At 59.0% G+C, this 14,355-nt stretch carries 16 protein-coding genes; 8 read left to right on the forward strand and 8 right to left on the reverse strand.

Annotated features, from left to right (window positions below):
- Position 1: 1 nt before the first annotated feature.
- Positions 2 to 1,414 carry a helix-turn-helix domain-containing protein gene (locus tag FP026_RS03645; protein ID WP_149633264.1) on the reverse strand — a complete coding sequence of 471 codons (1,413 nt, stop codon included), beginning with the start codon at positions 1,412 to 1,414 and terminating at the stop codon, positions 2 to 4.
- 207 nt (positions 1,415 to 1,621) lie between these two features.
- Here FP026_RS03645 and aceA point away from each other — a divergent pair, with 207 nt between their 5' ends.
- Positions 1,622 to 2,911 (forward strand): isocitrate lyase, encoded by a 1,290-nt coding sequence (gene aceA / locus FP026_RS03650; RefSeq protein WP_149633265.1) that lies wholly within the window; start codon positions 1,622 to 1,624, stop codon positions 2,909 to 2,911.
- A gap of 25 nt (positions 2,912 to 2,936) precedes the next feature.
- The gene (locus FP026_RS03655) at positions 2,937 to 3,182 is read left to right on the forward strand and encodes an SMc00767 family acetate metabolism repressor (RefSeq protein WP_149633266.1); all 246 of its coding nucleotides are present in this window, start codon (positions 2,937 to 2,939) and stop codon (positions 3,180 to 3,182) included.
- Here the strand turns inward: FP026_RS03655 and FP026_RS30100 are convergent.
- Complete coding sequence (locus FP026_RS30100) at positions 3,173 to 3,349, reverse strand: hypothetical protein (protein WP_188112485.1); 177 nt, start codon at positions 3,347 to 3,349, stop codon at positions 3,173 to 3,175. The two genes, FP026_RS03655 and FP026_RS30100, sit on opposite strands and share 10 nt — an antisense overlap.
- 131 nt (positions 3,350 to 3,480) lie before the next feature.
- Here FP026_RS30100 and FP026_RS03660 point away from each other — a divergent pair, with 131 nt between their 5' ends.
- From FP026_RS03660 to FP026_RS03675, 4 genes are all read left to right on the forward strand, one after another.
- Positions 3,481 to 4,362 (forward strand): NmrA family NAD(P)-binding protein, encoded by an 882-nt coding sequence (locus tag FP026_RS03660; RefSeq protein ID WP_149633267.1) that lies wholly within the window; start codon positions 3,481 to 3,483, stop codon positions 4,360 to 4,362.
- Positions 4,363 to 4,388: 26 nt separating this feature from the next.
- The gene (locus FP026_RS03665) at positions 4,389 to 4,760 is read left to right on the forward strand and encodes a hypothetical protein (RefSeq protein ID WP_149633268.1); all 372 of its coding nucleotides are present in this window, start codon (positions 4,389 to 4,391) and stop codon (positions 4,758 to 4,760) included.
- A gap of 69 nt (positions 4,761 to 4,829) precedes the next feature.
- Positions 4,830 to 5,546, forward strand: a complete 717-nt coding sequence (locus FP026_RS03670) for an SDR family oxidoreductase (RefSeq protein ID WP_149633269.1) — start codon at positions 4,830 to 4,832, stop codon at positions 5,544 to 5,546.
- A gap of 106 nt (positions 5,547 to 5,652) precedes the next feature.
- Positions 5,653 to 6,111, forward strand: coding sequence for a MarR family winged helix-turn-helix transcriptional regulator (locus FP026_RS03675; protein ID WP_149633270.1), 459 nt, complete (start codon positions 5,653 to 5,655; stop codon positions 6,109 to 6,111).
- A gap of 190 nt (positions 6,112 to 6,301) precedes the next feature.
- On the opposite strand, the gene FP026_RS03680 is transcribed toward FP026_RS03675, so the two are convergent.
- Together FP026_RS03680 and FP026_RS03685 are read right to left on the reverse strand one after the other, a co-directional pair.
- On the reverse strand, positions 6,302 to 7,264 hold the full coding sequence (locus FP026_RS03680) for an asparaginase domain-containing protein (protein WP_432444087.1): 963 nt from the start codon (positions 7,262 to 7,264) through the stop codon (positions 6,302 to 6,304).
- Positions 7,261 to 8,712: an amino acid permease gene (locus FP026_RS03685; RefSeq protein WP_149633271.1), complete on the reverse strand. Its 1,452-nt coding sequence runs from the start codon at positions 8,710 to 8,712 to the stop codon at positions 7,261 to 7,263. The genes FP026_RS03680 and FP026_RS03685 overlap by 4 nt, the downstream gene beginning before the upstream one ends.
- A 276-nt stretch (positions 8,713 to 8,988) precedes the next feature.
- Between FP026_RS03685 and FP026_RS03690 the strand changes: the two genes are divergently transcribed.
- The gene (locus FP026_RS03690) at positions 8,989 to 10,416 is read left to right on the forward strand and encodes an aspartate ammonia-lyase (RefSeq protein ID WP_149633272.1); all 1,428 of its coding nucleotides are present in this window, start codon (positions 8,989 to 8,991) and stop codon (positions 10,414 to 10,416) included.
- Here the strand turns inward: FP026_RS03690 and FP026_RS03695 are convergent.
- A complete protein-coding gene (locus FP026_RS03695) occupies positions 10,388 to 11,101 on the reverse strand; it encodes a FadR/GntR family transcriptional regulator (protein WP_149633273.1) in 714 nt (237 codons plus the stop codon). The genes FP026_RS03690 and FP026_RS03695 overlap by 29 nt on opposite strands.
- A 227-nt stretch (positions 11,102 to 11,328) precedes the next feature.
- On the opposite strand from FP026_RS03695, the gene FP026_RS03700 reads away from it, so the two are divergent.
- Positions 11,329 to 12,510, forward strand: coding sequence for an MFS transporter (locus FP026_RS03700; protein WP_149633274.1), 1,182 nt, complete (start codon positions 11,329 to 11,331; stop codon positions 12,508 to 12,510).
- Between the two features lie 208 nt (positions 12,511 to 12,718).
- Here FP026_RS03700 and FP026_RS03705 read toward each other — a convergent pair whose 3' ends face one another.
- The 3 genes from FP026_RS03705 to FP026_RS03715 are packed head-to-tail and all read right to left on the reverse strand — an operon-like array spanning position 12,719 to position 14,220.
- The gene (locus FP026_RS03705) at positions 12,719 to 13,384 is read right to left on the reverse strand and encodes a hypothetical protein (protein ID WP_149633275.1); all 666 of its coding nucleotides are present in this window, start codon (positions 13,382 to 13,384) and stop codon (positions 12,719 to 12,721) included.
- Positions 13,385 to 13,443: 59 nt separating this feature from the next.
- Positions 13,444 to 13,854, reverse strand: a complete 411-nt coding sequence (locus FP026_RS03710) for a hypothetical protein (protein ID WP_149633276.1) — start codon at positions 13,852 to 13,854, stop codon at positions 13,444 to 13,446.
- A 24-nt stretch (positions 13,855 to 13,878) separates the two neighbouring features.
- Complete coding sequence (locus FP026_RS03715; RefSeq protein ID WP_149633277.1) at positions 13,879 to 14,220, reverse strand: hypothetical protein; 342 nt, start codon at positions 14,218 to 14,220, stop codon at positions 13,879 to 13,881.
- Positions 14,221 to 14,355: the final 135 nt, after the last annotated feature.

A 14,355-nucleotide genomic window follows, 5' to 3' on the forward strand; every position in this document is an offset into this window, starting at 1 on the left:
ATTACTGGAAATCGAATACACTCAGGCCTGTCGCCATTTCGTCAAGACCGAGCGGGCGCGTCACCGGCGGTTCTGCTCTCGCCAGGCAGCCCTGACGTTCGCACAGGCGACAGGCCGGGCCGATCGCGACGGGCATCGAGCCCAGCGCCTTGCCGTAAATCACCTCGTCGCGATGGGCGATATCGCAGCCGACGAGGAGCGCCGTGCGGCGCATCCTTTCTCCGAAATCGGCCCGCGGCCCCTCGACCGTCCGCGATATGGTGAGAAATCCGCCGCCATCAGGCATCTGCGTGTCGTCCACCAATATCTGCCCAGGCTGGGTAAAGGCGGCATGGATATTGAGCTTGGGACAGCCGCCGCCAAAGCGCGCCTGCGGAAAGCCTTGGGCGCCTGCCTTGCGCAGGCGATGGCCGGCATTGTCGATCTCCATCAGGAAAAACGGAATGGCTGATGCGCCCGGACGCTGCAGGCTGGTCAGTCGCGTGGCGGCCTGCTCGTAGGAAACGCCGAAGCGGGCGCCGAGGCCTTCAATATCGTAGTGCAGCCGTTGCGCCGCCGAAAGATAGGCACCATAGGGCATCAAAAGCGCATGCGAGGCATATCGCGCCAGCTCGAAGCGGGCAATGCGCTTGGCTTCCGGCGTCGAGAGCGCGAGCGTCTCCAGTTCGGCGGCAATCGCCTCGCGCATGACCAACAGCGAGACCTCGGTCGCAATCTCCCGAAGCTGATCGAAGGGCGACAATCGCTCGGACAGAAAAAGCCGCATGGAATGCCGGTCGTAGCGCCGGCGCAGGCCCGGCATGGCGCGCACCGGCAGCAGGCGCACGGCAATACCATGCTCGCTCTTCAACCACGCCTTCAATCCGCCTGCCATATCGTCAACGGGCGAAAGGCGCTCATGGAATGTCTCTGCGGCATCTTCGATGCGGGCGAAAAAATTGGGCCGCGCTTGCAGACGGTCGTGAACCTCGTCGAGCGGCAGGCGGGGGCCGGCGACATCGGCGACCCGGCCTTCGCGGGACAGAAGCTCGGCGAGATCGGACAGTCTTGCGGTCTGCTCGCGATAGGCGCGATAAAGCCGGATTATGCCGTTTGCCGCATTCGGCGCGGCTTCGGCAAGCTCGATCAGCTCCTGATCGCCCGGGATTTCACCTGATAGAAGCGGATCGGCAAAGACTTCACGCAATTGCCCCGCACTACCGCCCTGCTCGCCCTGCAGTTCATCGAGATCGACCTTGTAGACTGCTGACAGTTTCAGCAGCAGTTGCACAGTCAACGGCCGCTGATTGCGCTCGATGAGATTGAGATAGGACGGCGAGATATCGAGAGCCTGCGCCATCGTCGTCTGCGTCAGGCTAAGGCCCGTGCGGATGCGACGAACCCGAGGTCCGGCAAAGATCTTCCGCTCAACCATATGTCAAACCTTTTACAAACCTTCCATCAATCGAATTTTACAAGATTTACAATTTTACTAGGAACAGATGTCAACGATAGCACATCATAACCCTTTTACCTACCGAGATCTTCTGGTTTTCCTAGCTCTGTAATCGCCAGTATTGTAAAAATAGTCACGCAATCGAGATCGATCGGAAGGATCGAGAGCAAGTATCGGGAGAATAGCATGACAGAGTTTTACAAACTGGTTCCAAGCGCGCCTGCTGGACGTTTCGATGGCATCGAACGCCCCTATCGGGCCGCGGATGTGGAGCAGTTGCGCGGATCGGTCACCATCCGCCATTCGCTCGCTGAAATGGGGGCGAACCGCCTCTGGCGGCTCATTCACGAGGAAGATTTCGTCAATGCGCTCGGCGCTCTGTCGGGCAACCAGGCCATGCAGATGGTTCGTGCCGGTCTGAAGGCGATCTATCTGTCCGGATGGCAGGTCGCAGCCGACGCCAATACGGCGTCCGCCATGTATCCCGACCAGTCGCTCTATCCCGCCAATGCGGGTCCGGAGCTGGCGAAGCGCATCAACCGCACCCTGCAGCGCGCCGACCAGATCGAGACCGCCGAAGGCAAAGGGCTTTCCGTCGACACCTGGTTCGCACCGATCGTTGCTGATGCAGAAGCAGGCTTCGGCGGCCCGCTGAACGCCTTCGAGATCATGAAGGCCTATATCGAAGCGGGTGCCGCCGGCGTCCATTTCGAAGACCAACTGGCCTCGGAGAAGAAATGCGGCCATCTCGGCGGCAAGGTCCTCATTCCGACGGCGGCTCATATCCGCAATCTGAATGCGGCTCGGCTCGCTGCCGACGTCATGGGTGTGTCGACGCTTGTCGTCGCACGCACCGATGCCGAGGCCGCCAAGCTGCTGACCTCGGATATCGACGAGCGCGACCGGCCCTTCGTCGACTACGACGCCGGCCGCACGGTCGAAGGCTTCTATCAGGTCAGGAATGGCATCGAGCCCTGCATTGCCCGCGCCGTCGCCTATGCGCCGCATTGCGATCTCATCTGGTGCGAGACCTCGAAGCCCGATCTCGAGCAGGCACGCAAATTTGCCGAGGGCGTGCATCGGGTCCATCCCGGCAAGCTGCTTGCCTATAATTGCTCGCCATCTTTCAACTGGAAGAAGAACCTGGACGATGCGACGATCGCCAAATTCCAGCGCGAGCTGGGCGCGATGGGCTACAAGTTCCAGTTCATCACGCTTGCCGGCTTCCACCAGCTGAATTTCGGCATGTTCGAGCTCGCCCGCGGCTACAAGGCTCGCCAGATGGCCGCCTATTCGGAGCTGCAGCAGGCGGAATTTGCGGCCGAAGCCAATGGCTACACCGCCACGAAGCATCAGCGCGAAGTCGGTACCGGCTATTTCGATGCTGTGTCGCTGGCGATCACCGGCGGTCAGTCATCCACCACGGCCATGCACGGATCGACCGAGCACGCTCAGTTCAAGCCGGCAGCAGAATGATATCGAGATTTAGGAGGAGAATGAAATGGCATCGATAGCACGCGTTCGCGAGAGAGCCGAAGAGCAGTCTCTCACCATGAATACCGATCAGCAGGCGGCCATCCGCATGCTGGCCAACGAGCTGCATCGCCTCAATCAGGCCGTCATGAATGCGGTCGAGGCCGGTGTTTCCGTCGAGCTCGTCCGCTCGGCCCGCCACCATGGCGGCAACGGCAACTGGGGCGATCTCTTGATCCCTGTCGTCGTCGCCAACGCGGCACATCAGGCTTGATGGACAAACCGTCCAGCCAATGTTCGGGCCGCGCCGTTTTCAACGGCCGGCCCGTTCTCGTGGCTGGCATTGACCTGCCTTAATTGGAAGTGCCGCTTGCCGAAAAGGATGCTCAATCCAGCAAGTTCGGACACAATATTGGTATCCAGCATGTAGAGCCCGCTCAAAGGTCGATTTCCGTCACCGGCAACAAGGCATCATCGATATTTCGGCCAGGACTGCTTGACATTAGGAGCATATACTCTCATATCCTTCTCATCGGGAGCATATGCTCTTATCGGATCGAGGAGTGAAGATCGTGAGCCAGGCTGAAATACTTGTAAGCGGCGCCACCGGAAGAACCGGTGCGGCTGCCATCGACGAGCTGCGCAAGATGGGCAAAACCGTTCGTGCCTATGTGCGCTCGGACGATGACCGGGCAGCAGCCCTGAGACAGCGCGGTCTTGAAACCGCCATCGGTGATTTCACCGATATCGATGCCATCCGGATCGCCATGGAAGGCATCAGGTCTGCCTATTTCCTGCACCCGATAGCGCCCGGGATCGTTAGGGCGGCGGCCTATTTCGCACAGGCTGCCAAGGAAACTGGCGTGTCGGCGATCGTCAACATGTCACAGATCTCGGCTCGTCGGGAATCGACAAGCCACGCGGCACAGGATCACTGGGTTTCGGAACGCGTCTTCGACTGGTCGGGCGTCCCGACAACCCACCTGCGTCCGACATTCTTTGCCGACTGGCTCGTCTACCCGCATTTTGCAAAGGAAATCTGGGCAACGCGAAAGATCCAGTTCCCCTTCGAGAACGGTCGCCATGCGCCCATTCCCGCTGATGACCAGGGCCGGGTGATCGCTCACCTTCTGGCCCACCCTGAGGGCCACGAAGGCAAGATCTACCCTCTCCACGGTCCTGTCGAGATGAACCACACCGAGATCGCCGCCATCATGAGCGACGTCCTTGGCGTGAAGATCGAATACGCGCCGACCTCGATCGAGGAATTCAAGGACAAGATGGAAAACCTTTACAAGTTCCCGCCGTTCCTAGTGCAGCACTTGGTTGAAGTCGCGCAGAACTATCGCGACGGCGTCTTCTCGGGCACGAACGACGCAGTCGAGAAGATCACCGGAGCTCCCGCACTCACGGTCAAACAATTCATAACAAACAATCGCGCCGCCTTCGAGTGACGGTGGAGCAGACAGGAGACATTGCAATGGCACATGAATATGAACGTCACCCCTTCCTAGATGACCTGACGGCCGACGCGGAGCTCACCAGTTCCGTAGTAAGAGGATCTGTTATCGGACGCGAAGAGATCAAGCTCGCAGTCAATACCGTCGGAACCTTCTACGCTTCACAGAACCCCACGTTCCTGGAGACGGTCGGCTCGCGGCTTTTCCTCGAGTACCAAGCCGAATTAACCAGTGGCGAAAAACTCACCGCCACCGTTGTCGTGGACCGTAATCCCGACGGCGCCGTACCGCGGGTGAGCGTCCGAATGAGCCCGCTTGGCTCTGTCCTGGCCCTTTCGGCTCATCTACGGGGAGCACTCTCCGGAAAGTTGCCGGCAAACCTCTTTCTTTAAACCGAAGATTGGACAGGCCCGCACAGGCATCCTCGCCTTGGCCCACTATGCTAGAAAGGAAATTCAGTCATGGACGTCGCCAACAATACAATCTTCATTACCGGTGCGAATCGTGGCCTCGGCCTTGCCTTCGCACGCGAAGCCGTCCGCCGCGGAGCAACGAAGGTCTACGCGGGGATGCGCAACACCAGCGATTTCACGGAACCCGGCATCGTCCCAGTCCAGATCGACGTTACGGATAAGGTATCGATAGCCGCTGCCGCCGAAATCGCCGCTGATACCAACATTCTGGTCAACAACGCGGGCATTGCCGCTCTGATCGACGGACCATTGGCGGGGGACTTCGAAACTCAGTCGCAGCGTCTCTTCGATACCAACTACTACGGCGTGGTCCGCGTGAGCCAAGCCTTCGAGCAAGCGCTCTCGAATAAGTCCCATGCCGCCATTATCAATGTTCTGTCTGACATCGTGTGGCTGCCACGGCCAATCCTGACCCCATATGCCGCCTCAAAAGCGGCCGCATGGAGCTTCACGAACCAGCTCCGGCATCACCTTCGTGATCGCGGCATTCAGGTTCTTGGCCTTCACGTGGGCTTTGTCGATACCGATCTGACCAATGGCATCGACGTCCCGAAGGCCAACCCTGCGGATGTCGTGCGCCAGACCTATGATGCCCTCGCCATTGGCAAGAGTGAAATCATGGCTGATGAGGGAACGGCTTTGCTGAAGAGTACGCTTGCAGCAGTAGATCCCGGCTATATCACGCCTCCTCAAGGCATGTTCTGATAGTAGCGAAGGCCGCCGGTATCTATAAGCAGGCCAAGGGCGGGACATTCTCAGAATTTTCCTGCCCATGGCTTTAGCAATGCGCGGCTCTTGAGAGGAAATAGGGATGTTGACAGCCAACCAACCGCTAGGAATCGATCAATGCACCTGCTTCGCTATGAGAAAGGCTACTCGGCAGATAACCCGTTTCTATGATAGACACCTAGAGCCAACCGGACTGCGCATTACGCAATTTTTGACCCTCGCCGCCCTTGAAGAAGCGGGCGGGGCTGCTGTGAACACTCTCGCCGAGCGGCTCGATATCGAGCGGACGGCTATGGGAAAGATGGTCGGCTTTCTTGAGCGCGACGGCTTTGTCACGATGAAGCCCTCTCTCACGGACGGCCGAGTTCGTATCATTGAACTTACAGACCAAGGCCGCCACCTCCACAAGCAAGCAGAACCCCTCTGGCAAAAGGCGCAGCTGGAATTTGCACAGCTTAACGGACTTAAGAAAACCCAGACGTTGCGGCAGGAACTGAACGCCATCGATGTCGGAAGTTCAGCGGCCGCTTCCGGAGAATAATCCATCGGGCTGGCGGCGACCAAAAAGCACAACGGAATAATCGGCGCTTGTTGAACTATTGTTCCAATCGGAACGTACGCAGTTAAACCGCTATATCGACTCGATCTTGATGATCGCCGTGATCGGATTCGAACCCGCCGGCTCGCCCTTGCGCAATCGATGCCCTTGATGGACCCGAAAGCCCAGGCCTTCAGGGTGCGGCGTTGGCTCCGAAGTCCGCAAACGCCTGCGCGATGACCTCGGCGGTGGCGCCGGAGGCGACGAGGGCTGCCAGCAAGATTCTCGACTGCCCGGGGCGCAGCGTAGGCGAATGAACTGCGCCGGCATTGGCAAGATCATGCCCGCCGCCCCCGCCGCCATAACTTGAAACCAGCAGCCCATCCGGAACGCGGCTGGAGACCACGACGGGCACGCCGACATCGGCACAGCGCCTGACGGCTTCGACCAGACACGGATTGGCGTTGCCCGAGCCGAGGGCCGCGAGAACGATGCCATGGGCATCGGCCCGGAGGCTCGCATCCACATGTATCGAGTCACAACCGGGATAGATTGCCACCACATCGATACGCACGCTGTCGAGCGCTGTCGCAAGGCGCGGGCTTGGCGGATTTTCGAGCGGCCGTGATTGTCGAAAAGCATCGGCAACATCCGACGAATACTTATAAAACCCCCAAGCCGGCAGCAGCCGGCCGCCGAAACAGACGAGCACGCCGCGCTCTGCATTGACCGGATCGGTAGCAGCAGCAACGGCGGAGGCAAGATTGGCAGGGCCGTCAGCCTTGGGATGATCGGCGGTGAATTGCGCACCCGTGAACACGACCGGCTTATTCAACCCGTGCTGCAGATGAACGAGCAGTGCCGTCTCTTCCATCGCATCCGTCCCGTGCAGGATGACGATGCCGCCGACCGCGGCATCATCAAGCAATTCCCCCACCTTGTCGCTGATAGCTTGCATGTCGGTGAGTGTGAGGCTCGCCGAATCCTTCGCCATCAGTTCGATAGGTTTGAGATCGACGGGCATGTCGGGCAGGAGTGCCAGCAGGCTTTCTCCCGTCAGGGACGGCGAGCTGGCGCCGTTGCCGGCGCGCTCGCTTGCGATAGTGCCGCCGGTGGCAATGACTGCCATCAGCGGATTTGCACTTGCTGCCGTCACGATTGACCCCGCTCGACTGCCAGGCGGTGGATGCGGTCACGCAGCAGATACCAGCCGATGACCAGGGCCGGCGCAATTAGGATGAGCGAGGCGATCGTCCAAGTGCCGACAGGATAGTCGAGCGCCATCAGCACCAGCACAGCGAAGAGGAAGACCAGCGTCAGGATGCCGGTGTAGGGCGCGCCGAACATGCGGAAATCCGGGCGGGCCATCTCGCCGCGCTTCGCCAGCTTCCAGAGCTTCAGCTGGCAGAGCACGATGACGCCCCAGGCGGAGATGATGCCGAGTGCTGAAAGATTGAGCGCAATCTCGAAGGCAGCCGAGGGAACGACGGCGTTCAGCGCCACGCCGATGACGGTCACGACGGCCGTCACCGCAATGCCGCCATAGGGCACGCCCGCCTTGTTCATCCTGGCAAGCGCTGCCGGCGCCGAGCCGGAAACCGCCATCGAATGCAGGATACGGCCGGTGGAATAGAGGCCGGCATTGAGCGACGACAGCACGGCCGTCAGCACGACGAGGTTCATGATGACATCGGCACCTTGGATGCCGATCGTCCCGAAGAAGGTAACGAAGGGGCTCTCGCCAGACTTATAGGCAGTATAGGGCAGCAGCAGCGACAGAAGCAGCACCGAGCCGACATAGAAGATCAGCAGACGCGCGACCACCGTGCGGATCGCGCCCGGCATCACCTTGCGCGGATCTTCCGTTTCACCCGCCGTCGTGCCGATCAGTTCGATCGAAGCATAGGCAAAGACTACGCCCTGAATGATGACGAAGGCAGGCAAGATGCCATTGGGGAAGAAGCCGCCGCTATCGCTGATGATGCTGAACCCGGCCGCATGGCCGGCAATCGGCGTTCCCGAGACGACGAAATAGATGCCGATGACGAGGAAGCTGGCAAGCGCCAGAACCTTGATCAGGCTGAACCAGAATTCGAGTTCGCCGAAAACCTTGACCGACAGCAGGTTCATGACCAGCACGACCATCAAGGCAATCAGCGCGAAGACCCACTGATCGATACCGGCGAGCCACGGCACATAATGCTTGAAGAAGTTCATGTAGAGGGCGACGGCCGTCACATCGGCAACCGAGGTCATCGCCCAGTTCAGCCAGTACATCCAGCCGACGGCAAAGGCCATCTTCTCGCCGTAGAACTCACGGGCATAGGAGACGAACGAACCCGAGCTCGGACGGTGCATGATCAATTCGCCGAGTGCGCGCAGCACCAGAAAGGCAAAGAAACCGCAGAGCGCATAGACGAAGATCAGGGCCGGACCGGCTGCGGCAAGCCGCCCGCCGGCACCAAGGAAAAGCCCGGTGCCGATCGCGCCGCCAATGGCGATCATCTGGATCTGGCGCGGCTTCAAGGCCTTGTGGTACCCAAGGTCCTCATTGGCCGGCGGTTGACGATCCGCGGGCACATTCTGGATGGTTTCGACTGACATTGCTCCTCCCTTGAGCCGTTTGTCCGTGGACGGATCCGGGGTGCTCGCTTGCACCCGACAGGATGCCCTTTCGCTTTAACCAAGCCGTCGATCGAAGCTGATGATCGCCGGTCATGCTGTAATGCTGTATGACAGATTTTCCTCTTAGACATAGAATTTGCTGGAGGTCAACCCGGCACCAGGCTTATTGACGCGGTTCGACGCAATCGCTAACAGGTTTTAAATCTGTCATACAGCTTGACAGATATAGCTTGATTTCGACCATAGGAGGATAAGGTGGTCAAGACGCGAAGCGAATATGACCTGTTGGGCGAAAAGGATATTCCGGCCGATGTCTATTGGGGGGTGCATACCGCACGGGCGGTTGAAAACTTCCAGGTAACTGGCACGCCGATCGGGCGCTACACGCATCTCATCCGCGGCCTCGCCTTCGTCAAGGAAGCGGCGGCCCTTGCCAATCACGAGCTTGGCCTGCTCACCAAGGAGAGGCTCGACGCCATCGTGCGCGCCTGCCGTGAGATTCGTGCCGGCGAGCTTCACGACCAGTTCGTCGTCGATGTCATACAGGGCGGTGCCGGCACCTCGACCAACATGAACGCCAACGAGGTCATCGCCAATCGCGCGCTCGAGCTGCTCGGCCACGCCAAGGGCGACTATGGCCATCTCCATCCCAACGATCACGTCAATCTCAGCCAGTCGACCAACGATGCCTATCCGACGGCTGTCAATGTCGCTGTCATCGAAGCCATCGACGGCCTCGCTACCGCAATGGAAGCGCTGCAGGGAGCCTTCGAGCGTAAGGCCAAGGAATTCGACAGCATCCTGAAGGTCGGCCGCACGCAGCTGCAGGACGCCGTGCCCATGACGCTCGGACAGGAATTCAGGACCTTCGCCGTCATGCTCGGCGAAGACAGAGCCCGCCTGCTCGAATCGGGCTCCCTCCTGAATGAGATCAATCTCGGCGCCACCGCGATCGGCACCGGCCTCAATGCGCCTGCCGGCTATGCAGCACTTGCCTGCGCGCATCTCGCCCGGCTGACCGGCCGGCCGCTCGTGACCGCAAGCGACCTCATCGAGGCAACACAGGATCCCGGCGCCTTCGTGCATCTTTCCGGCGTGCTGAAGCGCGTTGCGGTCAAGCTTTCCAAAACCTGCAACGACCTGCGCCTTCTGTCCTCCGGGCCACGGGCCGGCATCGGCGAAATCACGCTGCCGGCGATGCAGGCCGGTTCGAGCATCATGCCCGGCAAGGTCAATCCCGTCATCCCGGAAATGGTCAACCAGGTGGCTTTCTCCGTCATCGGCAACGACATCACCGTGACCATGGCGGCAGAAGCCGGCCAGCTGCAGCTCAATGCCTTCGAACCGATCATGGTGCGCGCGCTATCGGAAAGCATCATGCATCTGACCGCGGCCTGCCATATCCTTGCCGAACGCTGCGTCGATGGCATTACCGCCAATCCCGCTCTCATGGCGCAACGCCTGCACGAATCAATCGGCCTTGCCACTGCGCTGAACCCGCTGATCGGCTATCAGGCGGCGACAAAGGTTGCCCGCGAAGCACTGGCGACAGGACGCACCGTGCCGGAAATCGTGCTGGACCATGGATATCTGACGGCCGAAGAGCTTTTCGAGGCGCTGCGGCCCGAGCGGCTCGCCAATCTGCCGGCTGCCGTCAATGGTGCGGCTGATCCTCGCCGATGATCGTGGTCACCACACGCTTGACCTGACCGAGATGGGCTTCCATCGCCGCAATGGCCCCCTCTTCCGATCCCGCCGCAATCGCTTCGACGATGCGGCGGTGCTCGACATTCGAGGCCACGCGGCGCTGCGCCATCATATTGACGAGCTCCGACTGCCGCATCAGCTCATCGCGGGCGTCCGATACGATCTTGTAAAAGACGGCATTTCCGGAGGATTCGGCCACCATCGAGTGGAATTCCGAATCCAGATTGACCCACTTCAGGGGATCTTCTTCCCCGTCCATCTCATCGCAAAGTTCACGCAGGCGTGTGAGCTGCTGCTCCGTGCGCCGCAGTGCCGCCCAGCCGGCGGCCGGAACCTCGATGAAGGGTCGCGCCTCGATCAGATCGCGCGCGGAATAGCCGCCATAGCGTAGCTCCGGACCGGGCGTGGAGGTCACGACATAGGTGCCGCTGCCGGTGCGGGTCTGGGTAAGGCCGAGCGTCTGCAGCGAGCGGAGCGCTTCGCGGATGATGGGACGGCTGACACCATAACGGGCGGCAAGCTGGGCCTCGGCGGGCAGCCGTATCCCGACCGCCAACCGTCCCGATGTAATTGCCGAACGAATATCCTCAAACACCGCCTCGGCAGCGTTTTTCCGACTGATCGGACTTGTATAAGATAACCAATCAGCCACCTCACTCATGGCGACAAGCCTTTACAAACATTGTTGGTTTGTCAAGGATCGACCCCTGAAACGGCGTATGTTTGACAGCCGAAAACTGCCCGAGAAATCGCCTTTTTGCGGAATGAATACAACTAGTTCCGGCGGGCGCGTTCTCCTGCTCTCGCCGTCGACAACGATATCTCGCACTTGATGTGCTCCCGGCGGTGATTTAAAGAAATCCTTATACCTTTATATGGGAGCTGGATTTGCCCTTACCCTTATTCGCTTTGTTTCTGGCTGCGTTCGCATTCGGCACAACCGAGTTCGTCATCGCAGGCATTCTCCCGGATGTGGCTCAAGGGCTGGATGTCTCGATCCCGTTTGCCGGCTATCTGGTTTCCGGTTACGCATTGGGCATTGCAATCGGCGGCCCGCTTCTGACCATGGCAACCCGGCAGGTCTCGCGCCGGACCATTCTGATCGCCCTTACGATCGCCTTTTGCCTGGGACAGATCGCTTGCGCTCTCGCGCCTGACTTCGCCACCATGCTCCTCTTCCGCGTAGCGACCGCCATCGCCCATGGCGCCTATTTCGGCATTGCGATGGTGGTTGCCGTCGGCCTTGTCCCGCAGGCTTTCCGGGGACGTGCCGTCGCGGTCATCCTCGCCGGCTTGACGGTTTCGAATATTATCGGTGTTCCCGTCGGTGCAGCGATCGGCGGACTTTGGGGATGGCGGACGACTTTTTGGGCCATGACCTCTGTCGGCGTCCTCGCATTGGCCGCGATCTGGGCTTTAATCCCGTCAACGAAAGCCGAACTTCAGCCATCCGGCCACTTTAGCCGCGAAGTGCGCGTTCTTGGCCGCCAGCAGGTTTGGACGTCCCTTATCATCATGCTCGCGCTCATGATCGGGCAAATGGTGCCGTTCACCTACATAACGCCTCTGCTGCGGGAAGTGACGGGTCTCGATGCCATGCTGATTCCTTGGATACTCCTGCTCAATGGCGTCGGAGCGACATTGGGTGTCCTGTTGGGCGGCCGGCTCTCGGATTGGAAGCTGATGCCGTCGCTGATCGTCATGCTCGGCATTCAAGCCGCGATATTGGTCGTCTTCTACCTCGTCAGCCCTTATCCCTTGCTGATGACCGTGACGATTCTTGTTTGGGGCGCTCTTAATTTCGCGATCGGTGCTCCGGTTCAGGCCCGCATTCTGATGTGGACGGCCGATGCGCCGAGCCTCGCCTCTTCGCTCATCCCATCAGGATTCAACATCGGCATTGCGATCGCCGCGGTCATCGGCGCTGCTCTGCTCGAGGGTGGATATGGCTATCGCAGCCTGCCGGTGCTGGGTGCCGTGGCACTGGCCTTGGCCTGCGGGGTTGCCATCCTCTCCGCAGCGCACGAAAAGCGCATCGGTGCTGTGCCGCCAGTTGCGGTTTTCTCGTGATTTTGCACGGCACCCGGATTTGACGAAATGCGGCCGGTCGGTGATCGCCTGTCGCGTGCTTTGGAGGCAGACCGGCTCTGCGGATGATCGCCAAGGCCGCTGTTTGCGAGATGTTCCTCCCGGCAAGGAAATAGTCTTTCTCCCAACCCTTCGACCGTCGCGGCCACCAAAAGGGCGGCCGCGGGCAATCGCCGGAATGATGCAACGCTCACGAACCGAATTTCGTGAAGGTTATCGAAGGATAGACTTCCGGCATGACGCTTTTCATGAGGTCACGCTCGGCAGGCGTGGCTTCCGATCCCACTACACGCGGGTCGCTGCGTGTTCCTGCCAGCCGAATATACCCTGCGTCAACGATCTGCCCCTGGCCAATCGTGATCGTACTATCACCCCCGAATGGGCGGACATAGCTGAATGTTCTACCGAAGAGGCCGTCCTGGTCGCCTCCTGCTTCAATCGTGGTATTTCCATAATGACATGACGCGTATGTAACGGCGTAGCGGCCGGGGGCAATGGGTACGAACCACCTCTCATATCTTTGCACAGTCGCTGAGAACAGCTGGCCGAGGGACAGTTTATTTGGATTTTGCAGACGATACGCAGCGGCGGAACCAACCGACAAAGGTGGTTCCGTCTCGTCTGGTTTTCCCGCATTGATCTTGCGCAGCGTGATGTAACCATCGCAATTCACGTCGCCTAAAAACGGTGAATCCACCATTCGCACGAGAAGCAGCGAGCCTTTCTTCTTCAGGTCCGCTAAAATCTCGGCTGACCCTTCATGCTGCTGCGCAGCGACCTTAGCCGGGTCTGGGGTCCCGGCGCAGCCAGCCAACAGGCCGATGACCCACCAAGCGCCAATAGTCTTTAAACGCATCCTTAAAATCCTATAGAAAAGTCATGATGTTTCGATGCGGCAACTGCGATCTGTACGATTCAGAGCAATGTTGCCGAATCCTCTTGGGGATTGGGTAATGCCATAATGGCTTCGTAGGTTGCCTCGGAAAAACCAGTGGGATCCATGGCAGCTGCGGCAAACGAAAGTGCCGACATCAAACGGGCTAAAGTAAAGTAGGCTGCAGAATCCTCATCTCGTCCTTCGTCCTCTGCGTCAAAGTATCTCCCATCCATCTCGCCGCTTAGCGCGCCGAAATCGAAACGCTGAGGCAGTTCGCCAGCCGCTAATCGCAGGGCGAGTTGGTCATTCTCCAGCAACGCGTACCAGCGGCTTTGAATTCTGCGAGCGCACGCCCGGAATATCTCTTCGAATAAACGTCGGGCATCGCTTGTGTTAGGGGCTCGTCGAAAGCGCTGCGCGAGATCTTCGTTGACTGTGGATAGACGCATCGAGGCTACTTTGTTACAAACATCCTAGTTTTTATTGCGGGATGATTTAAAATCCGAAATCATCTTCCTTAAGAGGATTGGAGCTATTCCAGGTATACCTGCAAGCTTCCAGGCTTCGAAATAATCAGGAAAATTACTGTAAATTTTATCGCCAACGGATATATTCTTCTTCGATGAACTCGAATATCCGAATTTTACGACAAATTCCAAATGCATGATTGCCATGGATCGCAACCTTCTGGAATGATGATCCAGTGTTTCAAATAGCTCTACATCAGAATATTCGGATGTTCCTTCCAGCATTGCCAAAAGCTCGGCGTACAGCCCCAATCCCATCGCCTCATCTACCAAATCTCCCTCGGCCAATTTCAACTCCTATTTGCTAAATGACACTGTTGGCTGAAGGTCGGGGGTACTGAACCGCACCGAGTTTGCCGGAGGCCTTTTCGTTTAAGTTATGCGGCCACGGCTGATGCGTCCAGCATGGCATAGTATCGTTCC

Origin of the sequence: Martinezella tropici, from assembly GCF_008370325.1 — a bacterium.
GTDB lineage: Bacteria > Pseudomonadota > Alphaproteobacteria > Rhizobiales > Rhizobiaceae > Rhizobium > Rhizobium tropici_B.